Annotated in this window: 38 protein-coding genes; 29 read left to right on the top strand and 9 right to left on the bottom strand. The window is 68.5% G+C overall.

The genetic code is table 11. The annotated features are described in order from the left end of the window. Nucleotides 1-23: 23 nt before the first annotated feature. On the bottom strand, nt 24-377 hold the full coding sequence (locus DEJ47_RS04815; RefSeq protein WP_150165268.1) for a hypothetical protein: 354 nt from the start codon (nt 375-377) through the stop codon (nt 24-26). Between DEJ47_RS04815 and DEJ47_RS04810 the strand changes: the two genes are divergently transcribed. The 5 genes from DEJ47_RS04810 (at nt 346) to DEJ47_RS04790 (ending at nt 2,336) form a co-directional block, all read left to right on the top strand. Then, the gene (locus DEJ47_RS04810) at nt 346-651 is read left to right on the top strand and encodes a hypothetical protein (protein WP_150165266.1); all 306 of its coding nucleotides are present in this window, start codon (nt 346-348) and stop codon (nt 649-651) included. The two genes, DEJ47_RS04815 and DEJ47_RS04810, sit on opposite strands and share 32 nt — an antisense overlap. After that, nucleotides 648-911 (top strand): hypothetical protein, encoded by a 264-nt coding sequence (locus DEJ47_RS04805; RefSeq protein WP_150165264.1) that lies wholly within the window; start codon nt 648-650, stop codon nt 909-911. Before DEJ47_RS04810 ends, DEJ47_RS04805 begins: the two co-directional genes overlap by 4 nt. 341 nt (nt 912-1,252) lie before the next feature. Continuing rightward, complete coding sequence (locus DEJ47_RS04800) at nt 1,253-1,438, top strand: hypothetical protein (protein ID WP_150165262.1); 186 nt, start codon at nt 1,253-1,255, stop codon at nt 1,436-1,438. A 72-nt stretch (nt 1,439-1,510) separates the two neighbouring features. Continuing rightward, nucleotides 1,511-1,777, top strand: coding sequence for a hypothetical protein (locus tag DEJ47_RS04795; RefSeq protein WP_223828237.1), 267 nt, complete (start codon nt 1,511-1,513; stop codon nt 1,775-1,777). A gap of 28 nt (nt 1,778-1,805) precedes the next feature. Further along, a complete protein-coding gene (locus DEJ47_RS04790) occupies nt 1,806-2,336 on the top strand; it encodes a hypothetical protein (RefSeq protein ID WP_150165260.1) in 531 nt (176 codons plus the stop codon). A gap of 7 nt (nt 2,337-2,343) precedes the next feature. Here the strand turns inward: DEJ47_RS04790 and DEJ47_RS04785 are convergent, their stop codons facing one another. The 3 genes from DEJ47_RS04785 to DEJ47_RS04775 form a co-directional block, all read right to left on the bottom strand. Further along, nucleotides 2,344-2,607, bottom strand: coding sequence for a hypothetical protein (locus DEJ47_RS04785; RefSeq protein ID WP_150165258.1), 264 nt, complete (start codon nt 2,605-2,607; stop codon nt 2,344-2,346). Continuing rightward, on the bottom strand, nt 2,604-2,966 hold the full coding sequence (locus DEJ47_RS04780; protein WP_150165256.1) for a DUF6247 family protein: 363 nt from the start codon (nt 2,964-2,966) through the stop codon (nt 2,604-2,606). Before DEJ47_RS04780 ends, DEJ47_RS04785 begins: the two co-directional genes overlap by 4 nt. 163 nt (nt 2,967-3,129) lie before the next feature. Then, a complete protein-coding gene (locus tag DEJ47_RS04775; RefSeq protein ID WP_150165254.1) occupies nt 3,130-3,537 on the bottom strand; it encodes a DUF6907 domain-containing protein in 408 nt (135 codons plus the stop codon). A gap of 1,025 nt (nt 3,538-4,562) precedes the next feature. On the opposite strand from DEJ47_RS04775, the gene DEJ47_RS04770 reads away from it, so the two are divergent. After that, complete coding sequence (locus DEJ47_RS04770; RefSeq protein ID WP_150165251.1) at nt 4,563-5,414, top strand: hypothetical protein; 852 nt, start codon at nt 4,563-4,565, stop codon at nt 5,412-5,414. Between the two features lie 51 nt (nt 5,415-5,465). Here the strand turns inward: DEJ47_RS04770 and DEJ47_RS04765 are convergent, their stop codons facing one another. The 3 genes from DEJ47_RS04765 to DEJ47_RS04755 form a co-directional block, all read right to left on the bottom strand. Further along, nucleotides 5,466-5,867 (bottom strand): NUDIX hydrolase, encoded by a 402-nt coding sequence (locus DEJ47_RS04765; protein ID WP_223828236.1) that lies wholly within the window; start codon nt 5,865-5,867, stop codon nt 5,466-5,468. After that, entirely contained in the window at nt 5,864-7,345 is a 1,482-nt protein-coding gene (locus DEJ47_RS04760) for a peptide deformylase (protein WP_150165249.1), read from the bottom strand. Before DEJ47_RS04760 ends, DEJ47_RS04765 begins: the two co-directional genes overlap by 4 nt. A gap of 101 nt (nt 7,346-7,446) precedes the next feature. Further along, nucleotides 7,447-7,692, bottom strand: a complete 246-nt coding sequence (locus tag DEJ47_RS04755) for a hypothetical protein (RefSeq protein ID WP_150165247.1) — start codon at nt 7,690-7,692, stop codon at nt 7,447-7,449. 379 nt (nt 7,693-8,071) lie between these two features. Between DEJ47_RS04755 and DEJ47_RS04750 the strand changes: the two genes are divergently transcribed. From DEJ47_RS04750 to DEJ47_RS04700, 13 genes are all read left to right on the top strand, one after another. Continuing rightward, a complete protein-coding gene (locus DEJ47_RS04750) occupies nt 8,072-8,458 on the top strand; it encodes a DUF6907 domain-containing protein (RefSeq protein WP_150165245.1) in 387 nt (128 codons plus the stop codon). Between the two features lie 107 nt (nt 8,459-8,565). Next, nucleotides 8,566-8,742: a hypothetical protein gene (locus DEJ47_RS36290; protein WP_190415274.1), complete on the top strand. Its 177-nt coding sequence runs from the start codon at nt 8,566-8,568 to the stop codon at nt 8,740-8,742. Continuing rightward, nucleotides 8,739-8,924, top strand: a complete 186-nt coding sequence (locus tag DEJ47_RS04745; RefSeq protein ID WP_150165243.1) for a hypothetical protein — start codon at nt 8,739-8,741, stop codon at nt 8,922-8,924. Before DEJ47_RS36290 ends, DEJ47_RS04745 begins: the two co-directional genes overlap by 4 nt. Then, entirely contained in the window at nt 8,921-9,343 is a 423-nt protein-coding gene (locus DEJ47_RS04740) for an NUDIX domain-containing protein (protein WP_150165241.1), read from the top strand. Before DEJ47_RS04745 ends, DEJ47_RS04740 begins: the two co-directional genes overlap by 4 nt. Nucleotides 9,344-9,423: 80 nt before the next feature. After that, the gene (locus DEJ47_RS04735) at nt 9,424-9,684 is read left to right on the top strand and encodes a hypothetical protein (RefSeq protein ID WP_150165239.1); all 261 of its coding nucleotides are present in this window, start codon (nt 9,424-9,426) and stop codon (nt 9,682-9,684) included. A 78-nt stretch (nt 9,685-9,762) separates the two neighbouring features. Then, on the top strand, nt 9,763-9,960 hold the full coding sequence (locus DEJ47_RS04730; protein ID WP_150165237.1) for a hypothetical protein: 198 nt from the start codon (nt 9,763-9,765) through the stop codon (nt 9,958-9,960). Further along, nucleotides 9,960-10,157 (top strand): hypothetical protein, encoded by a 198-nt coding sequence (locus DEJ47_RS04725; RefSeq protein WP_150165235.1) that lies wholly within the window; start codon nt 9,960-9,962, stop codon nt 10,155-10,157. The genes DEJ47_RS04730 and DEJ47_RS04725 overlap by 1 nt, the downstream gene beginning before the upstream one ends. An 11-nt stretch (nt 10,158-10,168) precedes the next feature. Further along, on the top strand, nt 10,169-10,318 hold the full coding sequence (locus tag DEJ47_RS36285) for a hypothetical protein (RefSeq protein ID WP_161236728.1): 150 nt from the start codon (nt 10,169-10,171) through the stop codon (nt 10,316-10,318). A 94-nt stretch (nt 10,319-10,412) separates the two neighbouring features. Further along, nucleotides 10,413-10,544 carry a hypothetical protein gene (locus DEJ47_RS37320; protein ID WP_263398884.1) on the top strand — a complete coding sequence of 44 codons (132 nt, stop codon included), beginning with the start codon at nt 10,413-10,415 and terminating at the stop codon, nt 10,542-10,544. Nucleotides 10,545-10,740: 196 nt separating this feature from the next. Beyond that, the gene (locus DEJ47_RS04715; protein ID WP_150165231.1) at nt 10,741-10,938 is read left to right on the top strand and encodes a DUF4236 domain-containing protein; all 198 of its coding nucleotides are present in this window, start codon (nt 10,741-10,743) and stop codon (nt 10,936-10,938) included. A 346-nt stretch (nt 10,939-11,284) separates the two neighbouring features. After that, a complete protein-coding gene (locus tag DEJ47_RS04710) occupies nt 11,285-12,718 on the top strand; it encodes a hypothetical protein (RefSeq protein ID WP_150165229.1) in 1,434 nt (477 codons plus the stop codon). 45 nt (nt 12,719-12,763) lie between these two features. Next, a complete protein-coding gene (locus tag DEJ47_RS04705) occupies nt 12,764-13,375 on the top strand; it encodes a hypothetical protein (protein WP_150165227.1) in 612 nt (203 codons plus the stop codon). 58 nt (nt 13,376-13,433) lie between these two features. Further along, entirely contained in the window at nt 13,434-15,701 is a 2,268-nt protein-coding gene (locus tag DEJ47_RS04700) for a hypothetical protein (protein ID WP_150165225.1), read from the top strand. Nucleotides 15,702-15,791: 90 nt separating this feature from the next. Here the strand turns inward: DEJ47_RS04700 and DEJ47_RS37315 are convergent, their stop codons facing one another. After that, complete coding sequence (locus DEJ47_RS37315; protein ID WP_263398883.1) at nt 15,792-15,923, bottom strand: hypothetical protein; 132 nt, start codon at nt 15,921-15,923, stop codon at nt 15,792-15,794. Here DEJ47_RS37315 and DEJ47_RS04695 point away from each other — a divergent pair. From DEJ47_RS04695 to DEJ47_RS04675, 5 genes are all read left to right on the top strand, one after another. Further along, nucleotides 15,922-16,332: a hypothetical protein gene (locus tag DEJ47_RS04695; protein WP_150165223.1), complete on the top strand. Its 411-nt coding sequence runs from the start codon at nt 15,922-15,924 to the stop codon at nt 16,330-16,332. The genes DEJ47_RS37315 and DEJ47_RS04695 overlap by 2 nt on opposite strands. Before the next feature lie 17 nt (nt 16,333-16,349). Beyond that, nucleotides 16,350-16,541: a hypothetical protein gene (locus tag DEJ47_RS04690; RefSeq protein WP_150165221.1), complete on the top strand. Its 192-nt coding sequence runs from the start codon at nt 16,350-16,352 to the stop codon at nt 16,539-16,541. Nucleotides 16,542-16,629: 88 nt separating this feature from the next. Continuing rightward, nucleotides 16,630-17,151, top strand: coding sequence for a hypothetical protein (locus DEJ47_RS04685; protein ID WP_150165219.1), 522 nt, complete (start codon nt 16,630-16,632; stop codon nt 17,149-17,151). A gap of 23 nt (nt 17,152-17,174) precedes the next feature. After that, complete coding sequence (locus tag DEJ47_RS04680; protein ID WP_150165217.1) at nt 17,175-17,477, top strand: hypothetical protein; 303 nt, start codon at nt 17,175-17,177, stop codon at nt 17,475-17,477. Between the two features lie 49 nt (nt 17,478-17,526). Further along, a complete protein-coding gene (locus tag DEJ47_RS04675) occupies nt 17,527-17,715 on the top strand; it encodes a hypothetical protein (RefSeq protein ID WP_150165215.1) in 189 nt (62 codons plus the stop codon). On the opposite strand, the gene DEJ47_RS04670 is transcribed toward DEJ47_RS04675, so the two are convergent. After that, nucleotides 17,712-17,906, bottom strand: a complete 195-nt coding sequence (locus DEJ47_RS04670; protein ID WP_150165213.1) for a hypothetical protein — start codon at nt 17,904-17,906, stop codon at nt 17,712-17,714. The two genes, DEJ47_RS04675 and DEJ47_RS04670, sit on opposite strands and share 4 nt — an antisense overlap. Before the next feature lie 343 nt (nt 17,907-18,249). On the opposite strand from DEJ47_RS04670, the gene DEJ47_RS04665 reads away from it, so the two are divergent. The 5 genes from DEJ47_RS04665 to DEJ47_RS36280 all read left to right on the top strand — a co-directional run bounded on the left by DEJ47_RS04665 (nt 18,250) and on the right by DEJ47_RS36280 (nt 21,872). Next, nucleotides 18,250-18,786: a hypothetical protein gene (locus DEJ47_RS04665; RefSeq protein WP_150165211.1), complete on the top strand. Its 537-nt coding sequence runs from the start codon at nt 18,250-18,252 to the stop codon at nt 18,784-18,786. Between the two features lie 190 nt (nt 18,787-18,976). Next, nucleotides 18,977-19,219: a hypothetical protein gene (locus tag DEJ47_RS04660; protein ID WP_150165209.1), complete on the top strand. Its 243-nt coding sequence runs from the start codon at nt 18,977-18,979 to the stop codon at nt 19,217-19,219. A 111-nt stretch (nt 19,220-19,330) separates the two neighbouring features. Beyond that, nucleotides 19,331-19,570 carry a helix-turn-helix domain-containing protein gene (locus DEJ47_RS04655; RefSeq protein WP_150165207.1) on the top strand — a complete coding sequence of 80 codons (240 nt, stop codon included), beginning with the start codon at nt 19,331-19,333 and terminating at the stop codon, nt 19,568-19,570. A gap of 532 nt (nt 19,571-20,102) precedes the next feature. Beyond that, complete coding sequence (locus DEJ47_RS04650; protein ID WP_150165205.1) at nt 20,103-20,501, top strand: hypothetical protein; 399 nt, start codon at nt 20,103-20,105, stop codon at nt 20,499-20,501. 15 nt (nt 20,502-20,516) lie between these two features. After that, nucleotides 20,517-21,872: a hypothetical protein gene (locus tag DEJ47_RS36280; RefSeq protein WP_190415272.1), complete on the top strand. Its 1,356-nt coding sequence runs from the start codon at nt 20,517-20,519 to the stop codon at nt 21,870-21,872. Nucleotides 21,873-21,882 lie beyond the last annotated feature (10 nt).

Here is a 21,882-nt window from a genome sequence, read left to right as displayed (position 1 = left end):
GCTCAAGGCGGAGCTGCCGCCCGCTAGTCCCGCGACGGCACCCGGGCGGCAAGCTCCGACAGCAGCCGGCCCGCCACCTCCCCATCCACCCGCTGGCCGGCCACCACCGCGGCCAGCACCCCCACCACCCCCTGCGCCTCCGACAACGTCAGCAGAGGGAGGAGCTCGTCATCGTCCATGACCAGGGCAACGACGACGGCGCCGGCCGGACACCGCTGCAGCAAATCCCGCGTCACCCGGCCGCCCGCCCGGCCGAGCGGTACCATCCGACTGTCAGCCGGAATCACGATCCGTGAATCCACATCCTGAATCACGATCCGCGAATCCCCAGCCGGGAGGACGACGATGAGCGACCAGCCGTGGACCATCGACGCCATCGCCCACGCGATCCCCGCAGCCGACACCCGGCAGACGTTCCTCCGCGAGGTCAACCTCACCCCGCTACCGGACCTCCCCGACGTTCTCGCCCGCTGGCAGCGGTTCGTCGAACACTGGCGCGACGAGACCGCCCCCAAGCTGGACAGCCTTCTGGAATACGCCCGGAAACACGGCGGCGAGCTGCCCCCCGAGTACGCCGACGACGGCAGTACCCCGGACTTCCTCAACCAGCTGCGCGAGAACACCCAGAAGCGGCAAACTAACGCGGCGTGACCTATGAGCTCATCGTCCCGCCCAGCATCCAGCGCCAGATCGCCGGGTTCCCTGTAGGCGACCAGGCCGAGCTCATCGCCTTCTTCGACCGGCTACCGGACGAGTGCGAGCAGATCACCGAACCCCGCGGGCTCGAGGTCCCGGACAGCCCCGTCCGCATGCGCATCAAGGGGCTCAGCAGGCTCGTCGTCACCGTCCTGCTCAACGACACCACGATTACCGTGACAGTCATCGAAATAACCGAACCACACGGCGACTGACACGCGAGAGCCCCCGCCCGGAACACTCCGGCGCGGGGGCTTTCGTGTGTGCGGCCACCAGCCGCTGTCGGGGACCTGCTCGCACCTACGGCGCCCTCGCCGAGCCCCGATGACTGGACGTATATCCAACCGCGCACGAAAGCGTCCGAATGGTGGGCGCCGTGGCGCCATGCGCCCCCTCATGCACCGCGCCCCGTACATATGCCCCGCTATCCGACCGCTCCAAGGGGAAGGGACACAGCACGGCTAAACGCCGAAGCCCTCCGACGCAGGACAACGGCTTCCCAACCAGCCTGCACCAGAGGGCCACACCAACCAGGCGAACCTAGAAGGAGAAGCACGTGACCGTACCTCAGTGTGTGAATGCCCCCGATGACGGGTGGGCACACGGCGCGAATGAGTGGCACATAGTCGTGATCACCGTGACAATCATTGTGATTGTGCTCGGATGCGCCGGGGTGACCCCCGACTGGATCATCACCGCTGCCACGCTCGTCGGCGTGGCAGCCGGAGCGGCCCGCCGGTAGATCGAAGCAACGTCCCCTCCCGCCCGGAGGGGACGTCGCGCACTGCCGCTATGACGCGGGACCCTGGCGGCAATGCACGGAGTCGCCATGGCCTGGGGCGACCGCGAGCACATCCCCGCCTTGGAGCAGGACTGGCGCTACACCCGCCTCCTCAACCTCACCCGGCGGCTCCTGGACGCACCCGTGCCCGCCTGCGGTAACTGCACCGGCGGGACGATCACCGTGCAGGACGCCGACGGGAACGAAACCACCATCGACTGCGGGGAATGCGGCGGCAGCGGGGAAGTCGGGGCCATGGTCGACAATGAGGACGACGGGCAGGCTGGCGGCGGGTGGTAGCCCGACGTCGAGATCAGAGGACTCCACCGTGGATGCAGGACTCGCAGCGCTGCTCGGCACCGGCATTGGCGGCGTCCTCGGAGCAGGCGGCACCCTCGGGGCCGCCTACCTCACTGGCCGGACGCAAGGCCGCAGCCAGCACGTCCATTGGCGCCGGCAGGGACGACGCGACGCGTACAGCAACCTCATCGCCGCCGTCACCGCGTTCAGGCATGAGACTGACCTCTACTTCGGCGATCGAGACCGCGAAGCCCCGCCAGAACAGCTAGCGCATCGCCGAGAGCGCATGGAAGGACTGTGGGCCGCAATCCGGGCAGCAGTGCCCGTCGTGCTGGTCGAAGGACCAGCAGACGTCGCAGACCAGGCAATGAAGATTGATCACTGCGCGGAGAACGTCATCATCAACCTGGACCTCGCAGAGGGCGGCACCGGCGGCCACTTCGCCGAGGCCCACTCGAACCTGGTGGCAATCAATTGGGGCCTACCCGAGTTCGCCGAGCTCGCCCGCAACGCACTCGATACACCAGACAGCAAAACGCTGCCGGAACCGCAGGACTGAACAGCCGCTAAGCGGACGGCCCGAGGATCTGCACGATGTACACGCGCCGCCGCGGGCGGTGCAGCTGATACGACACCACCCACGGCGTCTCCGCCACCTGCAACAGAGCGCTCACCCCCGGGTCGCCGTACTCCGGATCATCCGGATACTTGACCTCGGCCGCGGCGACCAGCCGCGCCGCAATCCCATCCAGGTGCAGTCGCTGCTCTGCGGGCAGGGCCGACCACGATGCAAGCGCATGCCCGTCGTACTCGAACTCCCAGCCAGTCACGGCAAGACAAGATCAGCCGTGATCTTGTGCAGCAGTTCACTCATCTCCACCGCCACCGCCCGTGCTTCGTCGTCGGTTTTCGCTGCACCCATTGCAGCCTCCAGCTCACGCACCCGCGCCGCCGTCGCCGGCACCCGCATGCGCTCCACCCACACCGCCCACTTACGCAGAAACGCCGAAACCGGCGCGCCACTCCCAGAAGCGGCCGACTCAGCCGTAAAGGCAGCGAACTCCCTGTCGAACGCGGCTGTCTGCTCCGGATCCAGACGATCCACCGCGGCACGCAGCGCCCCCACCGTCACAGCAGGACGAGGAAGCACCGGCTCCGACGGGGACGGGCTCATGGGCTGGTCAGACACGATGAACACTCCTGTACACACAGGGGATTGAAGAAAACACAAGGGACCAAGAAGACCCCGCACGGCACACTCTCAAGCCGCACGAGATCGACTGGCCAGAACGGGAAAAGACACCCCGCAGACGGCCGGAAGGGGCGAGGCCCGAAGACCCCGACCCACACGATCAAACGTCGGCAGCTACACGCCCCAGCTCTCGCAGTCGCGCCTCGAACGCGGCCACACGATCCGCCGCGGTCTGAACCTCATCCGGCGACAGATACAGGGACTGCACGTCCTCGAAGTCCACGACGACCATCGGTCCGTCTTCCGGCCCGCCGCGATCCGACATGAGGACCCGCGCCGACGCCAACAGTCGGAGGGTGCCGTCCGGGCGCGGAACCAGCAGATCCACGGCCGCGCCCTCGTGCGTCACGTCCTCCAGGAACCGTTCGTTCTCCGCGACATGATCAGTGACGCACCAAGGTTCGCAGCGAACCCACACCTGCTGGCCATTCACCAGCGCCGGACGAAGACGAGGCGGGAGAACGGTATCCGCGGCAGATGCCGCCTCAATTGAGTGCGCTAAAGTCATTGTGAAGCCTTCTCTCTGATACGGAGCGGGTTGAACTGATCAGCAGCTGGAACTGCTGGTTGCGGCGGCCGGGCGGAAGCCCGGCCGTTTCGCGTTCGTGCTCTGACCCGACGGAGCTGGGCTAGTGCTGACAAGGCGAGCACCAGCTACGGCCGACAGGCAGAACCTAACCGGTCCTCAAGGCGGACAGCAAGCGGATCCAAGAACAAAACCCCAGGTCAGGCAACGGTTGTTGCCCTAGAGTGGGGTCGCCACCCAGGGCCCGCGGGTTCAGTGGCCGGGGGTTCCAGCGCCTGGTCGTTCACGTTCCTGGGAACCTACCGGACCAGTACGGACAAGCCACTGGCCTAAGCAACAGATCCGGAAGGATCGGATCTACACGAGGTAGACGCGCTCCCAACATCGAGAGCAATACCAGGTTCTGACCTGCACACTCTGACCTCACACTTCCCGCCCCACGGGACGGGCGGCGCCCTGCAAGTCCCGCAGTGCGCCCCTGTCCGGCGTATTCCAACATGGCCGGAACTGGACGACGTTGTGACGCAGTACGAACCTACCGGCCCCGCAGAACCGGCCATCGAAAACCGGCGCCACGAGAACTGCCGAGACTCGCCGAGACCCGTGCGACGTAACTGCAAAACTGAAAGTGCCAAAGTCACCGACCTGCAACATGAACCATTAGGGCATGTCCGCGACCACCTCCTCCCCGTCGAGCGGGACGGCTGGAAGTCGACGTTACGGGTGCGCGACGGCAGCGCCGGCACGTACCAGACGTCGACCGCCAAGCCGCTCACCAGCACCACGCCCGACTTGCCCGAGACGGTAGGGTCTGACGCGCGCCCCACGAAGTGCGCGGCACAGGCGAGGCGCAGGGGCCGAACGGCCCGAAGACGCCAAGCCGGAGGGCGGTAGCGCGGGCTGGCACGTGCGCCGGTCACGTGCCCCTGTTGACCGGTTCACGCGCTTGTCGACCATTCAACCGGGCCCCACGCTGGCGACGTCAGCTGACAACCACAGGGGGGCCCATGGCGATTTTCGGCAACGACAACGCAGACCTGCTACGGCAGATGTTCGACCAGCTCGGACGGATCGGCACAGACCTCGCCGCCCTCAAACAGCAGGCCGCAGACCAGCAACTCGCCATCGACCAGATCCGGCAAGACACCACCGCCGCCATCACCACCGGCCTCACCGAAAACCGCGCCGTGATCCGCGACGGGCTCGACCGCACCCGTGACACGATCGGCGACCCGCTCACCCGCATCAGCACCGAACTCGTCGCCATCCGAAGCAGCGTCAACAGCCTCGACAGCCAGCTGAAAGCGCGCGCAGAGCAGCAGGTACCGCCGATCCCGCGGCCGGCTCCTGAGTCCGCACCAGAGCCGACTCCGGCACCGCCCCCGGAACCCGTCGAGGACGCCGACAGTGAGCATGTCGTCGGCTTTACCAAGCCCGTCGACTACGACCCGGACATGCCCGACGACGAGATCCTCACAGCCGCAGCCGGCGTAGCTCACGCCACGCTCGAAGCCCACCGAGACACCTGGGCCTTCCTTGTCCAGACCGCAGGAAACGCTGAACACTTCCACATCCCCGGCGCCGTCAACGACGAGGACGGCTTCGTCGAAGTCCGGCTGTCGGGCCCCAGCCTCGTCGCCGCGATCATCAGCCTCGCCCACGTCACACGCGACACCGACAGCCCCGTCACCCGCGCCATCGCCGGACACATCCAAAACAAGATCACCCGGGCGGTGCAGGCCATCATCGACCACCCCCGCACCAACGGCACCGGCACACCCGTCCGCATCACCATCGACGACCAAACCCAAGCAGACGAACCCGAGGGGGGTGACGAGCGGCCGACGACCGGCGGCTAGACAACGCAATGCCCCCGCACCCTGGACCGAGTGTGGGGGCGGTGCCGCGGCTCAGGAGGGCAGAGCGGGCCCGGCCAGGTATTCCCACACCGGCCCGTACACGCCGCCAGGGATCCGAGCCTGCATCTCGTCGACCGTCACCCACTCCGCCGCCGACACTTCACGTGGCGACGCCACGCCGGCGGCACCCGACAGCCAGCGGCAGGCGACGTACACGACCCGCCGCTCCGTCACCGGATGCACCCGCTCACCAATCACCGCCAGCGGCTCCACGACGACACCCGCCTCCTCCAACGCCTCCCGGGCGGCGGCTTCCAGAGGCGTCTCGCCCACGTCGACCTTGCCCGCCGGGAATTGCCAGACAAGGCTGCCCTCAGAGATGGTGCGGCGGATCAGCAGCACATCGCCCTCGTGCTGCACCACCGCACCCGCGACCAACGGCAGGTCCGTCACGGACTGCCGTACTTCCAGCCACTGCCGGTCCCGCGGTACTCCGACACAGGGATCGGCTCTACGCCCTCGCGCATCCGCGACCGGTACAACTGGCCGTGCAGGTGATCGACTTCGTGGGCGACGAGGCGGGCCAGGCCGCGCTCGAAGATCGTGATCCGCTCGGTACCGTCGATGTCGGTGTGCTCGACGGAGATGGCGAGCGGCCGGGGGACCTTGCCGCGGACGTCGAAGAAGCTCAGACAGCCCTCGTACTGCTCATCGGTGTCGGGCGACTCTTCGACGATCTGTGGATTGAACAGCGTGATCGACTCGCCGTCCGGGGTGCGGACGATTGCCGCAGCCCGGTCGATGCCGATCTGCGGGGCAGCCATACCCATGCCCTTGCCGAACACGTGGACGGTTGCGGCGCGCTCGCACGCGGAGACGAGCTCGGCCACGACTCTGCGGGCATCCTCAGCCTCGGCCGGGAGATCGAACCTCCGCGCCGTCTTGGCGAGGATCGGATCGCCCTCCTGGACGACACCGACGGCGCGCATCCTCTCGCTGGCCTTCGCTTCGGGCATGGTCTCTGTCACCTGCTGGGACTCCTCAAGATCGGGGCGCTGGCGGAACTTCCATTCGAGCCGGTACCTGGCGTGCAGCGGCGGGTCCTCCGTCGACCACGAATAGATCCGTCGGCCGCCCCCTTCGGTACGCCGGATCGGCGTGCGCAGGGGGCCGCCCTCGGCGGTCATGGTCGTCTCGGTGCCCCACACCGTCGGGTCGATCTCAGCGGGGAAGTCGAGGCGCACGCTCATGCGCTGCGTTGGCAGGCGCACCGCACGCTGGAACCAAGATCCCCATTTTTCATCGGTAACGGTGTAGCTGTACTCAAGCCAGGATGATTCGCCAGGATAGAGCGGAGACTGGTCGAAGAGGAGCCACAACTCCTTGAACGCGTCCCGATCGTGCTTGACGCGCCACGTCAACGGTTCACCGTCGAGAGAGGCACTGAGACCGATCTCTTCCCAGGTGAGCGGGTTCTCGCGGTAGTGCCGATTCGAGCGCTCCGGGTCGCCGGGGTAGCGGTCGACTGAGATCCGGATCAGGTAGCGGGTGACTGGGTCGGGGGAGTCGTTGTACAGGCGGCGTCGCTGTGTGGCCCGGTACACGTGTCCGTCGTAGTGCAGCGTCGTGTCCTCGTGCTCGACGATCAGGTTCGTCGTGTGCGAGTCCTCGCCATTCGATGCAGGGTGCGGGGCCACGGGGTGGCCGTGCTTCACGATGTCCCGGAACGCTCGCCGGATCGCCCCGCCAGCCTGCAGGGCATCGTCCGCCAGGTTGGCGAACTCCTCGGAGGCGGGCAGTTGTCCGCCCTCGACCTTCGACACGTAGGACGGCGTGTAGCCGACCTCGCGCGCCAGCTTGGACTGACTCTTGCCGCGAATGTCGCGCCAGTGCTTCAGTTCGGCGATGAACGCTTCGGCTGCCGCCTGCATGGCCGCCCCCTGTGACTGTGATTGATCTGTGAGTGATCGGCTATCAGGCTGCCGTCACATCTGCGTTCGGGGATTCCCTCATGGGCATGAAGGATCTCGATTCACCTGCCCTTGGCGATCTGCTCGGCCCGCTGGGCTGTAACGCCGCCCATGATCGAGCCGACCTCTCGGTATGGCCTAGCCCCGCCGTCGTAAAGCTCAACGGCGATGCGCTGGCGCACCTTCCGGAGCTCGTCGTCGAGGCGAGCCTCCGCAGTGACAGTCGCCTGGAACCGGAGTGCTGGGTCGCTGATGGCTTCGAGTTCGGCGATCAGCGCATTGATTGCCGGGTCCAGGTTGGTTGTCATGTGTCGAGCGTAGAGGTGCCTCCAATGGTCTTCAAGTCCGCGCTTGACAGCTGGAGTTGGGGAGGTCTACCTTCGGAGGTGTCTTCAAGTCTTGACTTGAAAATCGGTGCCGATCACTCCTACCGGACCCAGTCCGCGATCAGCGCTTCACAAACAAAAACGGGCTGGACGCTTGCGACTCCTACATCGCGCACGCCCAGCCCTGACCACCAGGTTCTGTAGAGGAGACCCTGTGGCTACCCCGTATCTTACGGCTGCCTCTGTGCAGCCCGCGGCGGCCCCTTCGGCCGCTCACCCCGACACCCCCGTCCCGTACTCGGTGACCGACGCTGGCGCTCGTGCCCTCGCTGCTCCCTGCGTCAAGCCCGGCTATCGGCTGGTGCCTGCGAGGGTCGGCAGACCCGGCGAGCGGGTCACGATCTATGTCGAGTGCCCGACGGATTGGTGCATCGTCGATCATGTCGCCGAGCCTGTGGGCGCCGCCGAGGACATCAATCACCAGGGCGCCCCCGCAGTCCTGAATCTGGCGGCCGACCAGGCGGCCGGTGTGCCGACCGCGGTGTACCTGTCGTGGTGGCCCGGCTCGCACGATGTCGCCGCCCAGCCGTGCCTGGCCGTCGACGTTGACCGCGACGTGGCCGTGTACGGCCGCACCGGAGCGCTCGCCATCGCCGACCAGATCATCGCCTTCGGGCAGGACGTCCGCCGGCTGGCGGAGACCCTGCCCGAGGACATGGTGCTCCCGACCGGCGGTGAAGAGTCGTGACGACCGCAACCCCCACCCCCCGCCCGACCGCTCCGCTCCCTCCCGTCGCTGTTGAGGCTCTGTCTCGTCTGGAGCGCGCGTTCGCTCCGCCCGCGGTGGTCGTCGCTGTGACGCGCTACGAGGTCGCCTCCGAGCGCACGGCGGAGTTGTCGCACCTGATGGATGTCCGTGATCTGACGCGGTCCGAGTTCGACGCCCTGTTCGACGCGCAGACGGTGATGGCCGGGGCGCGGGCGACGCTCGCTGAGGCCGGGCAGCTGCACCTGATCGAGGTGCAGTCGTGAGCGCCGCGGTGGTGGCGCCGGAGCCCACGGTCCTGCACCGTGTCCCGGCCGGTAATCCGCGCGGCTCCTGGCCGGCAGATGAGTTCGCCGCTGCCCGCCGTGCGGAGGGTGTTCCGGCGGAGACGATCTACGACTATCCGTCGGACGACTTCCTGGTCGTGGTGAAGCCGGTGCAGTCATGACCGCCCCCGACACGATCCTCACCGCCGATGTCGTGGTCCTGTCCCGGGACCGGCGGGTGCTGCTGGTCGAGCGTGGCAAGCAGCCCTTCAAGGGCTACTGGGCGCTTCCCGGCGGTCACGTCCAGGCGGGCGAATCCACTCTCGCAGCCGCTGTGCGTGAGCTGCTGGAGGAGACGGGCGTCGAAGTCGACCCGGTCGGCCTGGACTGCGCGGGCACGTTCGATACGCCGGGCCGTGACCCGCGCGGCCAGTACGTGACGGTCGCCTACCTGACTGTCCTCCCCGCTGTGGTGCCCCCGACTGCCGGTGACGACGCCAGCGCTGCCGTGTGGTGGCCGCTCGACCAGCTGCCGATGCTCGCGTTCGACCACGCCGAGATCCTCGCCGCGGCGACCGCTGTCTGCCGCTCCACCCCCTGATCGCCGTGGGCGGCGGTGTCCGCGGCTCCCCTCCACCCGCCGCCCACGGCTTCCACTTCTTGATCCCTCGAAGGAATCTCATGTCTAAGCCTGCATGGCTGCAATCCCAGCTCGATGACCGCGCCCGCACCTCCGATGCGATGAGTGCCGCCGCGGACCAGATGAACGTGTGCCGCGGGATCGCAGCCGACCTGAACGCGAAAGGCCAGGACCACACGTCGGATCCGTTCTGGCGGGCCGCCGTCGGCGAGTCGCACCGCCTGGCCGCTGAGGCCGAGGTCCTCGGCATCGACGTTCACGACATCGGTGAAGAAGCCGCCCGACGCCGCTTCACCCCCTGATCGCCGTGGTGGCGGGGTGCCGACATCCCCCGGGCCCCCGCCACCACGGCCCAACCCTGATCCCCGAGAGGATCCGTCATGTCTGACCTTCTGTCTGTCGCGCCCGCCCCGACTCCGCCGCCGTTGTCGGTGGAGGAGCAGCTGGTGGCCGACTGGATGGCGGCCCGCGCCGACGACGACCAGGACCGGATGCGGTCGCTAAGGAAGTTCGCCCGCGCCATCGACCCCGACCTGCTCGCCGAACTCGACGGCTTCAACACCCCGGCGGTGGCGTGATGGCCCGCTACACCGTGACTCGCCGCGGCACGTCCGGCCCTGGCGCCGGGGGCGACTACACGTACACCGCCCGCGCCGACAGCCCCGAGGGCGCGGTCACCAAGACCGCCGCCAAAGCAGCCCGGCTGCTTCACCGCCTCAACCGGGGCGGCACCGAACTCGACCCCGAGCCGGTGAACGTCACTCGCATCAACTGAAGGAGACCGTCATGGCGTTGCCCGAATGGATGGAGAACTACCCCGGGGCGCCGCAGCCCATGGAGCCCGACGCCGACGAGCCGGTCGGCATCAAGACCCACCGAGCCTGTGGCGGCGAGGGCTGCGGCGCCTGCGATGACACCGGGGTTGTCTACCCCTGAGAGCCCAGGCCCCGGCATCCATGCCGTGAGGGCGCCCGATCGACTCGGGCCCGGGGCGCGCACCACCACACCTGCCACCTAGAAGGAGAACTTCATGAACGACTTCGAGCGCCGCATGTTCGAGAACAGCGAAGAGGTCTACGAGCAGATCGAGCAGGGCCAGTGCACCGACGTTGAGGTCGCCCTGCTGGACGCCCAGTACAAGGCATCCAGCGACGACGACTGACCGGGGTCGCGATGGCTGAGAAGAGGGCTGTTCCGCCCGGCGAGTGCACGCAGTGCTGGTCGCATTCCAAGGTCCACAGCAGGTGGATGGGGCTCTTCGACACCGAGGACTGCGCGCCCTGCCTGAACCACAAGGACCACGGATGCCCCCCAAACATGATCGTTCCCAAGCCGAAGAACAGCTGGTGGTGACCCCCGTGCCGATCACATTCCGCAAGAGCTTCCAGATCTTCCCCGGAGTCCGCCTCAACAGCAACCGCCGATCGTGGTCAATCACCGTCGGCCCCAAGGGCGGGCCCAAGCGCACCTGGTCCAGCACCGGACAGACCACCACCAGCTACGACCTGCCCGGCCCCTTCGGCTACAGGTCAACCCGCCGCCGCAACCACCCCTGATCGAAAGGACCGTCGTGTCCACAACGAACAAGTGCTGGATCTGCGGAGGGCCCGGAGCAGTGCCGGAGCGGACACTCCTCGGTTTCAAGAAGCCCGTCTGCCCGCCCGGTAAGGGCTGCTCCCAGCCCCGGGAGCGGTGACCGTCATGGTTCCCGCCGGCGTCCGGGTCGGCTGAACCCTGCTGCTGATGACGGTCGCGCTGTACGTCGCGTACCAGCTCGGCTTCGGCGACCCGTTCGGGGTCGGCGTTCTCGACCACTGGCTCGGGGCCCTGTTCGAGCCGATCCGCTAGTCCCATCGCAAGTCACCCGAACCCCCATCGAGCCCTGAAGGGACGTCGATCACCGTGACCGCCTCATCCGTCGAGAAGAAGGTCAACGGAACGCCCGTTGCCTCGCCCGAACTCGGGGAGGGGCGGCCCCAGCCCGTCGAGGACCAGCGCACACCCGCGCCTTCCATAGCTCCGAGCAGGCAAGAGGAGAAGCGTCGCAGCATCAAGACCAGCCGCGCAGAGAAGCGTGCCGACAAGGCGCAGAGGGCCGAGGAACGGCGCAGGAACACCGAACACAAGCAGAAGCTGAAGCACGACGCCAAGCAGGCCAAGGCGGAACGCACGGAAAAGGCCCGCGCCGAGAGGGAGAAGCTTCGTGCCCGCCGCCGCAAGGAACGGCGCGCGACCTGGCAGCGGATCCAGACCCGCTTGGCGCACCACATGCCGGTGTGGGGGCTGCCCGTGGTGGCGGTCTCCCTGGTTATGGGCTGGTCCGGGCAGGCGGGCGCGGCAGCGCACCTTGGCATGGGCATCGCCGCGGTCGGCGTCCCGGTGCTGACCGAAGGCATGGTCCTCACCTTCGCCGGGCTCACCGGTCAGGCGATCGACAAGGGGCGTCCCTACAAGAGCCTGATGCGGATCACCTGGGTCACCACCGTGATCGCAGCGACGATCAACGGTGCGGGGCACCTCATTGAGGATGACTCCCTGCCGGGCATGTACCGGGCCGGGGCCTACGCTCTGGCTTCCCTCGCCGCGATGATCCTTTGGTGGGTGGTGATGCGGTCGAAGCGGGCCGCGATCTCCGGTAAGACCGCTGAGGAGATCGCCCGCTGGAGGCGCCTCGGGCGTCGCCACCCGATCCTGATGCGGCGTGCCCGTCGCGTCTCCGACAACACAGGGGTATTGCTTCCGGCAGCGTGGGCCAAGGTGTGGGAGCGGGCGAACGGGGCAGCTCCGGGTGAGCCGTCGATCAGGGAGATCCGCGCTTCCCGCCGGGCCGCCCACCGCCGCCGCGTGGCGCAGGCCTGGGATGGGCAGCGCAGTTTGCGGAAGCGTCCGGAAGTGCCCGCCGCGGCGGTTCCGGCATCGAAGGCGGATGCACCGGGCGGGCGTGAGAGCGACGGGTCCAACGGTGCGCGTACCCCCGTACAGCCTCCCTTTCTGCCGGTGGCCCTGCTGGTCCCTGGAGGGCAGGGGGGATGGGTTGAGCACCCGGTGCCGGTGCTCCCCATGCCATCCCCGAAGCGGTTCCGGACCGACAGTGACCGGAAGGCCGCTACCCGCTTCCCGCAAGGGAAGGACGCGGTTTCCAAGCGTGTCCGCAAATCCGTCGAAGACAGCCGCCTCGCTGCCGTCCGCAAGCTCGTGATGGAAGCCGCGAAGCGCAACCAAGACCTCCGGAAGCACCCGTCGAACCGGGCCACCGCAAAGGCGGTCGGCTGCCGACCGGGAACCGCCCGCGAACTCCTGCGGACCGTGCTCGCCGAACACGGAATCACTCGCTGAACTTCGCCCGAATATCCGCCACCTACCTTTTTCGGAGAGATCGTCATGAAGCCCACCATCCGTCGGATTGCCGTCTCGGGCAGCGCCGCGGTAGCCCTCCTCGGAGGTGCCACAGCCCTCGGTGCAGCGACCGCGCCGACCGCGTCCGCCGCCGACATGGACACCGCCATCACGCGCGCCACCGGAGCACCGGTGAACATGCCGGACGGTCGCACCACCTACGTGCGCGGCATGGACGCCGCCACCTACCGGATCAGCGACGAGCACACCCGCACGATCACCCTCGCCGCCGCCAAGACAGAGGACGACCCGGGCAGCGAGATCAGCAACGGCCTCACCCCCGGCGAGCGGCCCGGTTCCGGCGCGGCCCTCGACAACCCCAACCAGCCGAACGTGAACGGGCCCACCGGCACCAATCCGCAGGAGATCCAGACCCAGGCCAGCGGCGGCACTATCGCCGTCAGCATCGTCGCGATTCTGATCCTCGGGATCCTCGTGTGGGTGAAGGTCAAGCACAGCGGCCTGAAAGCCATGGACGCCGCCCTCGGTGTCCTGCTCGGTATCGCCCTCTCCGGCACCATCATCGGCTCCATGGGCTCCCAGATGACCAACTCTCTTGTCGGCTCGCTGGGCACGATGCTCAGCGGCATGGGCTGACCGCACCGCAGCGGGGACCAGCCCGGTCCCCGCCCTTCCCCCTGAAAGGACCAGACTGGTGGCCGCCGACGCGCCCGTAGAGCAGCAGCCCAGCATGCCGCCCATGCCCGACCAGCCGCCCACCCCGACCAAGCCTGGCCGCGGCAAGCGCGCCAAGGCCGCACTCAAGCAGCAGCGTAGCCACGCCGCCGCCCGCACCAAGGACTGGCTGGCCGCGGGCGACCTCGACCAGGTCGACCTCATCCAGGCCGCCACTCAGAAGAAGCAACGCAAGCACAGCGAGGAGATCGCCCAGCAGCAGCGCATCGTCGCCGAAGCCCACGGCCGCCTCGCCCACGCCAAGATGCGGACTGAGATCGATGGCGCCCAGCCGGTGTCGGCGGCGACCCTGGCCCACCTCGGCGGACGGGTAGCCGCCGAAGAATCCAAGCTCGCGGGCATGGAAGCCATGCCTGTGATGCCGCCCACCGAACGGGAGATCAACGACTTCCGGCACGGCAAGCAGGCCGGCCGCGCCGCCGTACTCGCCGCGGGCGGCTTCGGTTCCCTGTCCGTCCTCGGCGCCGCAGTCGAGCAGGCCGCCACCGGCCAGCCCGTGATCCTCGCCGCCCTCGGCACCGCCGCAGGCTACGGCTGGTACCTCATCTCCCGTCCCTTTGTGGCCCACAGCCCCCAGGAGGCCAGCGCCCCTTTCCTCCCGGCCCCGGCCAGCCTGCCCGCCACACTGATGGCTGGGCCGGCCGGGGGAGCGGCGCCGATCGTCGGCGGAAACGTCGTCATGTCCGTCGAGCAGCTTCCGGAGGACCTCAAGCCGTTTCCGATCCGCGGGGCGCGCACGCCTGAACAGCTCGCCCAGTGCGTGCTCCTCGCAGCCCTCGCGGAGGGTGTGCCGATCGTCGAGGTGTCCGATGTGCAGCGGCAGCCCTGGGGCTGGCAGTGCATCGTCCGCGTCAGCGAGGGCACGCCCGAGGCGATCATCGCTAAAAGTGGTGCCCTGGAGACCCGCTTCGACCTGCAGACCAACGGCGTGAAGCCGCAGCCCATCCGGGCTCGGCGAGCGTGCGCTGTGATGCGGTTCGTCGAGGGCGACCCCTTCGCCACCGCCCCCGGTCTGCCCTACCGCGCCCCCAAGTCCCTGTCGATCACGGACCGCTTCCGGATCGGCACCTCTGTCGGCGGTGACCCGCTCGAAGTATCGCTGGCTGGCGTCATGGGCCTGTGGGTCGCCGCATCCGGCGGAGGGAAGACGGGCATCCTCCAAGCCCTCGCCGAGGGCACGACCGCCTGCTACGACAACATCACCATCGACTGTGACCCGCACGGTGACGGTCTTGAAGACCTTGGTGACGCCGTCCGTATCACGGCGCGCAGCAACGAGCAGATCGAAGCGGTGCTGCTGTTCTTCCTGGTCATGTCGAAGTCACGGGCCCGGCTGCGGGCCAAGCTCGGCATGGGCAAGAAGTGGAAGCCGTCGGCCGCGCACCCTGCTGTCACGATCTTCATCGACGAGTTCCCGAAACTGTCCGACCTCGCCAAGCTCCTGGCTTTCGAACTTCTCCTCGTTGGCCGCAAGGAACTCATCGAGGTTCAGTACGCCTCGCAGGGCGGCACCACCCGCTACCTCGGCGAGAACATCGCCCAGATGATGGCGCTCAAGGCCGTCGGCCCCTGCAAAGTCGGCGACACGCGCGCAGTGTTCGGCGACGACTCTGTCCGTGAGGGCTATCTGCCGCACAAACTGTCCCCGGCCACCGACACCGACCCCAAGGACGCTGGCCACATCTTCATCCAGGGCGTGCCCGGGATGGCGGACGAGCCGATCGAGTACGCCATCCACGAGGCGCCGTCCGCGGTGCTGCGGCAGCTCGCCACGGAGCGGCTTGAGGCCGGGCTGCTCGACCCTGATCAGGACAGCCTCGACGGCATGCAGGCCGTGGATCTGCCGGAGTACGTCGAGGCCACTTATGACAACGACGGCAACATCAAGAAGCCGGCCCCAGTCCGACTCCTCGCCTGGGACCAGCTGTTGCGCCTGTGCAACGCGCAGCCCGCCGAGCGCGGGCCGCTCGAGGACGGTGCTCCGCGGCAGGCCGTCGAGGATTCTGTCGACGTCATGACCAAGGCAGGCGTCGACCGGATGAAGACCGCGACGCTTCTGGCAGCCCTGGTCGAACACGACAGCAACGCCTACGGCGAGATGGAGCCCGACGATCTCAAGGCGTTGCTGAAGGCCGCGGGCGCGGGGGCACCGATCACCCTCGGCCCAATCGGTGACGAGGCCAACCCGCGAGGCTTCAAGCGGGACCGACTGCGCCACCTGCTGTAGCCGTTATGTGAAGTATGCACCCCTGATCAGGGCTTGCTCCGTCCTGATCGGACCTTAAAGCCCCAGGTCAGGGCTGCTCGACCTCCTGATCTACGGCTGATCCGGCGGCGCTTCGAGCGCCCGTCGAGCATCCCCCAGATCGGCGCTGACCTGCGGCTTCTCTCTCTGACCAGCAAGGATCAGCAGGAATAAACCACACCAAACCGGAATGGAGATCGTCATGGTAGGTAAGACCTGGGAGTCCACCAGGAAGGGCGTCCGCGACCTTGAGAAGCACGTCCGTAAGGGCACCGTCGTGTACACCGTCGCCGACGTCGCCACGAACCTCGCCCCCTATGAGGACGGGCAGCTCTACATGGAGCACACGTTCGACCGCCGTAGTCCGGTCACCGGCAAGTGGATGACCGGCCACCTCACCGCGCAGTCCCTCCTCGCCCAGTCCGGCACCGTCTACGAAAACCCGCCCGCCCGCATGCGCGGTGTCGCCGCCCCCACGCCCCAGGTCGCATCCCCGCTCGGCGACGACTACGAAGGCGTCCTCGACGAGGCCGAACTCCGCGGCCTGGAAAAGCACGTCGCACAGGGAAGCGACCCGCGCTCACGCCGCAAGCTCGGCACCTGGCGCGTCTGACCGGTCAAGGAGACCTCATGTCCGAAATGAAGATCACCCACCAGTCCGTGCACGACTACATCGCGGCAAAGAAGCGCGGCGACCGCGCCACCACCGACCGCATCGTCCGCGAAGTCGGCGAACGGTTCGCCACCCGCACCACCGACGGCAGTGAGGCAGCCCAGCTCCTCCACGCCTCGATGCACGTCACCTTCGGCGAAGACCAGTAGCTCAGCCGGGGCGCCCCTCCCAGCCTGGCAGCAGTCAGGGGCGCCCCTTCCACCCGCTACACGCGAACGTGCAGGAGGCACCACGTACATGACCATGCCCACCCTCGCCTCGGCAAGCCCGCCGCCGGACCTCACCGCACCCCCGGACATCGGCCTCGAAACCCGCCTCGCCCTCACCGACGCCGCCATGACCGCCCGCCTCGCCCAGGCCGCCGTCGCCTTCGAGGTCAACACCGCCCACATCCCCACCGAACCCCCACTCGAGATCACCGCGCCGCTCCCGCTCACCCCCACCCTGCAGCCCGCCGTCGGAACGCCGATCGCCGCACTCCTCCACCGCGCCCGGCACCGGCTCGAGCAAGACGGCTGGTGCCGCGACGCCCTGCACGACGAGGACGGCGCCATCTGCCCCATCCGCGCCATCCGCCTCGAAGCCCACGGCGACCGCGGCCTCGCCGACGACGCCTGCGTGCTGCTCCTCGAAGCCATCCAACGCGACTTCACCTGGGCGCAAACCATCCCCAGCTGGAACGCCCGACAGACCTCCATCGCCCCCGTCCTCCTCGCCTTCGACCGTGCCGCCCAACTCGCCGACACCCGCAGCCAGTAACCGGACCAGAAAGGAACACGCTCATGGGATTCAGCATCAGTCACGGAGTCGCCGGAACCCGCTCCGCGCTCACCATCAGCAATCTCGGGAACCAGCTCGCCCACGTCCTCGCCGCCAACGAATGGCGGGAGATCAAGTACCTGTTCGGCGGCCAGTTCTCGGACATCGTCACCATCCCGCCCCAGGAGGCCTTTCGTATCGGCGACCTCCTGCACCAGGCTGCCGACCACCGGCTGATGGACCCGAGTTGGGGCATCCTCGCCCGCGAGATCGGCGACGCCGCACGCATGGCGGGCGCGAGCGGGCAAAACTGGACCTGGAGCTGACCGTGCCTGCGGAAGGCACAGTGCAGCCTGGAGGCAGCGAGGAGGCCTGATGGTTCGACTGCCCGTCATCCCGGACTGTCCGACCCCAGCTGAGCTCGCCGCGGTCCGCGCCCGCGACGCCGCCGACACCGAGGCGTGCATCGCCTGGTACGCCGCAGCCACCGGAATCCCCGAAGAGGAGATCCGGGAGGCATACCAGCGACTCGGCGAGCAGCACGTGCCCGCGGCTGAAGGCTAGGCCCCGGTCGCCAGCCCCCGGTCATCGGCCGGGGGCTTCGGCGTGCCCGGGACGGCGCGGGCCATCCACCGGTTGTCGGACAGGAGCCGAGGAAGCAGGACCGGCTCCAAGCCGAGTCGACGGCACAGGAGTTCGAGGGCCTGCTGGCACTCCCGTTCCGTGGAGGCCTGTACCGCGAAACGCACCGACATGCAGGCAGTGTGACCGACCGCTTGACGCGGCGGGGGAGTGTTCCGGGAACCGGCGGCAGAAACCTCGGAGTGTGCCAATGGTCCAGCATTGTCAACCCTTTGGTGCATCATTGGCTCAAGCATGCCCCCGCTTCCCGTGCCACCCGAGGAGCCCGCCGTGCACAACCACCCCACCGACCTCGACGAGTATTCGTGGCCGATATGCGTGACCCCGGGCTGCGGACGGCAGCTTTGGGTCAGCGAGACTGGGCGGTGGGCTTGCCGTCCATGCGAGGACAGCACCGCGAAGCGGATCAGTGAATTCCCCGCCCTGTTCCGGCGGCTGGACACGACGGCGGCCCTCATGCGCGGCGCCAGGCGCACCGGCGGCGGCACGTCCGGCAGTAAGACCCCGCCGATCCCGCCCCGCCTGGAAGTCCTCGCCCTCGTTGGCCCCGGCGGTGTCGCAGCCCGGCTGTCTGCGATCGAGGACGCGTGGCGGCAGACGCTGGGCTGGACGATCGCCCCGTGGCGCGGCAACCCCGCCCAAGCCGTGCCCGTGCACGCCGAGTTCCTCGTCAACAACCTCCTGTGGGCCTGCTCCAGCTACGACGAGGTCGGGCAGGACATCGTCGAACTCCGCAAACTCCACGGCGAGTGCTCGGCGATCGTCAACGACGAACGCAGACCGGGTCGCGTGCAGATAGGTGCCTGTCCGGCCCTCGTCGAAGACGCCCGCTGCGGACAGGCGTTGACTGCGTCCGCCGCATCCCACCGCGTCCGCTGCGGGGCATGCGGGGCACGGTGGGAGACCCTGGGGGAGTGGCGGGAACTGAGGGCTGCACAGAAGACCGTGCTCGCCGAACTCGCGACGCAGCAGCAGGAAGGGGTGGCGGCGTGACCATTACCGAGAGGATCCGAGCAGGGGTGGAACGTGCCCTAGTACCCGAGATGCAGCGCGTGGACGGAGAACTCCGAGCCAAGGCACCACTCCCTGACGACACGGCGCCTCCGTTCGAAGAACTCCACCGGATCCTCGGCACCCTCCAGAAGCGGCAACCGCGCCGCAGCCCCTATCTGGGAGCACGGCAGTGACCGCCCCACCCTCGCACGCCGACAGCGTGCCGATCGTGACGGCGAGCAACGGGCAGCCGTTCATGCCGTGCGATGCGGTCCTCACCCTCCTGCGAGCGGTCGCCGAGTCCTGCCGCAACCTCTCCGACGACCCCGACTGCGACCTCCACTCCGCCGGGGCGGCGATCGACATCGAAGCCGACGCCCTCGAAGCGCGCGCCATCGCAGCCACCACGGGTGGGACGCACCACGCCCGATGATTGAGAACTTGACAAACACTGATCACCGAAGTCACTCTGTGCTCAGATAGCAGAACTTCGCGCTGAGGCCACCCACCACCCGGGTGGTCTTCGTCGTTCCCGGAGGTGACCATGCCCTCCATCGCACTCGCCACCGCAGCAGACGTCGCCTACTGGACCGGGCGCCCCGTCGGCACGATATGGCGCTGGGCATCCGAAGGCCGCATCAAGGTCTACGGCAAGGGCCGCAACGCCCGCTACGACCTGATGGAGATCGACCCAGCCGAGCGGGACAAGGAAACCCAGCAGGTCATCAGCCCCACCCCACCCCCGAAAATCAAGGCGCGCGAGGCAGACACCCACGCCGCCTGATCCCCTGCGTTGGTGGTCGCGCAGGCGGGCCTTGTAGCGCCCCCAGCGCTCGGCCCTTGTCCGCCCGGTCCTGTGGGGGGCCGGGCGGACACACACAGCCGGGGCGGCAGCTCATCCGCCCCGCCGTCCCGCGGCCTCCTCACCCACCGCCGGCGGCGGGACACCCCCAGACCGGGTCTCCGTCTCGGGGCCCGGACATCCTCGGGTAGCGCCCGAGGGAACCCGCAAGGGGCGAGACAACCCGCCGCCTGGCGATGGGACCGAAGAGGTCTCCCCGCGGGCCATCCGGCTCCCGGTGCGCTAGCAGCGACCGGGCGGCGGGGCACCCCCGAAGACGAGGACGTCGTCGGCAGACGAGGGCTGTCGTCCACAGCTGGCCAGTACCGGTTCGACTCCGGAACGGCGGCGCTCCTTGAGGACCCCCGCACCAGGAGGCATCCATGCCCGACGAGTACGTGCTGCGGATAGAGGCCTCCGGCGAGGTCACCCCCGCACCCGACACCACCGACCCGGAGCCTGAGGAGGCCGAGGAATGACCGCAGGACTCGCCCCCAGCCTCGTCTCCGGCTGGCTCAACACCCTCCGCACCGCCGGAGCCGCCTACGGTCCCGTGGCAGGCACATTCGTGCAGCTGCACACCGGCGACCCCGGCGCAGCCGGAACCTCCGCCGTATCCGCCGGCTCGACCACCCGCAACAGCGCGACGTTCGCCGCCTCCACGTCCGGTTCGGCGCTCGCACTGAGCAGCGCGCCGTCCGCGTGGACCAACGGCGGCACCTCGGAGACGCTCACCCATATCTCCGTGTGGACCGCCAGCACGTCCGGAACGTTCCTGTTCTCCGTCGCGCTCACGGCGTCGAAGGCCTGGGCGTCCGCCGATTCCTTCTCGCTTTCCACACTCGGGGTAGCCCTGACTCCGCAGTCTGCGTAGCAGGGAGGCGTCGCCGTGACGTCCTTCACCGACGACTTCAACCGCGCCGACAACACGAACCTCGGCGCCGGCTGGGTTGAGGTGTCCGGCGACTGGTCGATCATCTCCGGGCAGCTCTCTTCCGGCTCCTCAGGTGGCACGATCATCCTGCGCGCCGCCGGGGCGATGGCGACCAACGACAACTCGGCGCAGGCCACGATCGCCGCCACCGCGGCCGTCAGCCACGGCGTATGGTGCCGAGGAAACGCGAACATCACCAGCGGCTACCTGTGGCGCAACGACGGCACCAGCTGGAACCTCTTCTCCGTCGTCTCCAGCACATTCACCGTGATCGGCACCTACGCCGTCCCGGCCGCACCAGGCGATGTCGCCAAAGTGCAAGCCGTCGGCTCGACGATCAAGGGCTTCGTTAACGGTGTCGAGCGCGTCTCCGTCGTTAACACCGCCGTCGCCGCCGGCACCAGCGTAGGCATCCGCGCCGAGAGCACCAGTGCCCTCCGCTTCGACGACTTCACCGCAGCCGACGTCGTCTCCGGCGTGACCGGCGACGCAGCGCTCTCAGGCACTGCGACAATGGCAACGTCAGGCCTTCGCTCGGCGGTCGGCTCCGTCGCCCTCACCTCTACTGCTTCCCTGACCACGTCAGGCGTGCGAGCGACCGCCGACAACACCACACTGTCGACCACGGCAACCCTGGCTGCAGGTGGGCAGCGCGCCACGAACGGCGACACCGCCCTCGTAGCCTCGGCCAGCCTCGCCGCCGCCGGACAGGTCACGGTCGCCGGCGACGGCACCATCGAGGGCGCAGCCGAGCTCACGGCGGCCGGACAGCGCAACGTCACCGCCGAAGCAGACCTCGCCCCCACCGCCAACCTCGAGGCCAGCGGGTTCGCTAGCCACACCGGGCAGGTCGCGCTCACCACGACCGCCGAGCTCGCCGCTGTCGGAACACGACAAGCCGAGGCGGAGGCTGGCCTAGCAGTCGACGCCAGCCTCTCCGCGCAAGGCCGAGCCGACCACAGCAGCGCCGCGGCCCTGACCGCCTCGGCCACGCTGGCAGCCGACGGGGCTACAGGCACGCCACCCGTCCTCGGCCACGCCGCCCTCCCCGTAACAGCCCTACTGTCCGCGGGAGGGGACCGCAAGGCAACGGCAGGAGCCGCCCTGGCAGCCGCCGCGACGCTCACCGCCGCAGGGGCCACCGCAGCCGCCGTCAGCGCCGCGCTCGGTGTCACCGTCACGCTTACGGCCAGCGGCACGACGCTCTCCACCCACGACGACATCGACATCACCGTCGGCCCGCCCTACAGCCCGTGGGCGGCAGGAGCCCCGTACACGTCCGCGTGGACCGCGCACCCACCGCATCTGTGAGCAGGGGGTG

The organism is Streptomyces venezuelae (assembly GCF_008642355.1).
Lineage (GTDB): Bacteria > Actinomycetota > Actinomycetes > Streptomycetales > Streptomycetaceae > Streptomyces > Streptomyces venezuelae_B.
The sequence above is the reverse complement of the archived record's forward strand: the minus strand, read 5'-3'. Positions and strand labels throughout refer to the sequence as shown.

Excerpts from the sequence above, each read along its gene's own strand:
- DEJ47_RS04705 (WP_150165227.1), top strand. The coding sequence starts at position 12,764 with ATGAAGCCCACCATCCGTCGGATTGCCGTCTCGGGCAGCGCCGCGGTA.
- DEJ47_RS04670 (WP_150165213.1), bottom strand. The coding sequence starts at position 17,906 with ATGTCGGTGCGTTTCGCGGTACAGGCCTCCACGGAACGGGAGTGCCAG.
- DEJ47_RS04650 (WP_150165205.1), top strand. The coding sequence starts at position 20,103 with ATGACCGCAGGACTCGCCCCCAGCCTCGTCTCCGGCTGGCTCAACACC.
- DEJ47_RS04755 (WP_150165247.1), bottom strand. The coding sequence starts at position 7,692 with ATGACAACCAACCTGGACCCGGCAATCAATGCGCTGATCGCCGAACTC.
- DEJ47_RS04665 (WP_150165211.1), top strand. The coding sequence starts at position 18,250 with ATGCGCGGCGCCAGGCGCACCGGCGGCGGCACGTCCGGCAGTAAGACC.
- DEJ47_RS04730 (WP_150165237.1), top strand. The coding sequence starts at position 9,763 with ATGTCTGACCTTCTGTCTGTCGCGCCCGCCCCGACTCCGCCGCCGTTG.
- DEJ47_RS04690 (WP_150165221.1), top strand. The coding sequence starts at position 16,350 with ATGTCCGAAATGAAGATCACCCACCAGTCCGTGCACGACTACATCGCG.
- DEJ47_RS04760 (WP_150165249.1), bottom strand. The coding sequence starts at position 7,345 with ATGCAGGCGGCAGCCGAAGCGTTCATCGCCGAACTGAAGCACTGGCGC.
- DEJ47_RS04685 (WP_150165219.1), top strand. The coding sequence starts at position 16,630 with ATGACCATGCCCACCCTCGCCTCGGCAAGCCCGCCGCCGGACCTCACC.
- DEJ47_RS36285 (WP_161236728.1), top strand. The coding sequence starts at position 10,169 with ATGGCGTTGCCCGAATGGATGGAGAACTACCCCGGGGCGCCGCAGCCC.
- DEJ47_RS04675 (WP_150165215.1), top strand. The coding sequence starts at position 17,527 with ATGGTTCGACTGCCCGTCATCCCGGACTGTCCGACCCCAGCTGAGCTC.
- DEJ47_RS04695 (WP_150165223.1), top strand. The coding sequence starts at position 15,922 with ATGGTAGGTAAGACCTGGGAGTCCACCAGGAAGGGCGTCCGCGACCTT.
- DEJ47_RS04775 (WP_150165254.1), bottom strand. The coding sequence starts at position 3,537 with ATGACTTTAGCGCACTCAATTGAGGCGGCATCTGCCGCGGATACCGTT.
- DEJ47_RS04770 (WP_150165251.1), top strand. The coding sequence starts at position 4,563 with ATGGCGATTTTCGGCAACGACAACGCAGACCTGCTACGGCAGATGTTC.
- DEJ47_RS04815 (WP_150165268.1), bottom strand. The coding sequence starts at position 377 with ATGGCGTCGATGGTCCACGGCTGGTCGCTCATCGTCGTCCTCCCGGCT.
- DEJ47_RS04725 (WP_150165235.1), top strand. The coding sequence starts at position 9,960 with ATGGCCCGCTACACCGTGACTCGCCGCGGCACGTCCGGCCCTGGCGCC.
- DEJ47_RS37315 (WP_263398883.1), bottom strand. The coding sequence starts at position 15,923 with ATGACGATCTCCATTCCGGTTTGGTGTGGTTTATTCCTGCTGATCCTT.
- DEJ47_RS37320 (WP_263398884.1), top strand. The coding sequence starts at position 10,413 with ATGAACGACTTCGAGCGCCGCATGTTCGAGAACAGCGAAGAGGTCTAC.
- DEJ47_RS04655 (WP_150165207.1), top strand. The coding sequence starts at position 19,331 with ATGCCCTCCATCGCACTCGCCACCGCAGCAGACGTCGCCTACTGGACC.
- DEJ47_RS04795 (WP_223828237.1), top strand. The coding sequence starts at position 1,511 with ATGCACGGAGTCGCCATGGCCTGGGGCGACCGCGAGCACATCCCCGCC.
- DEJ47_RS04810 (WP_150165266.1), top strand. The coding sequence starts at position 346 with ATGAGCGACCAGCCGTGGACCATCGACGCCATCGCCCACGCGATCCCC.
- DEJ47_RS04740 (WP_150165241.1), top strand. The coding sequence starts at position 8,921 with ATGACCGCCCCCGACACGATCCTCACCGCCGATGTCGTGGTCCTGTCC.
- DEJ47_RS04680 (WP_150165217.1), top strand. The coding sequence starts at position 17,175 with ATGGGATTCAGCATCAGTCACGGAGTCGCCGGAACCCGCTCCGCGCTC.
- DEJ47_RS04735 (WP_150165239.1), top strand. The coding sequence starts at position 9,424 with ATGTCTAAGCCTGCATGGCTGCAATCCCAGCTCGATGACCGCGCCCGC.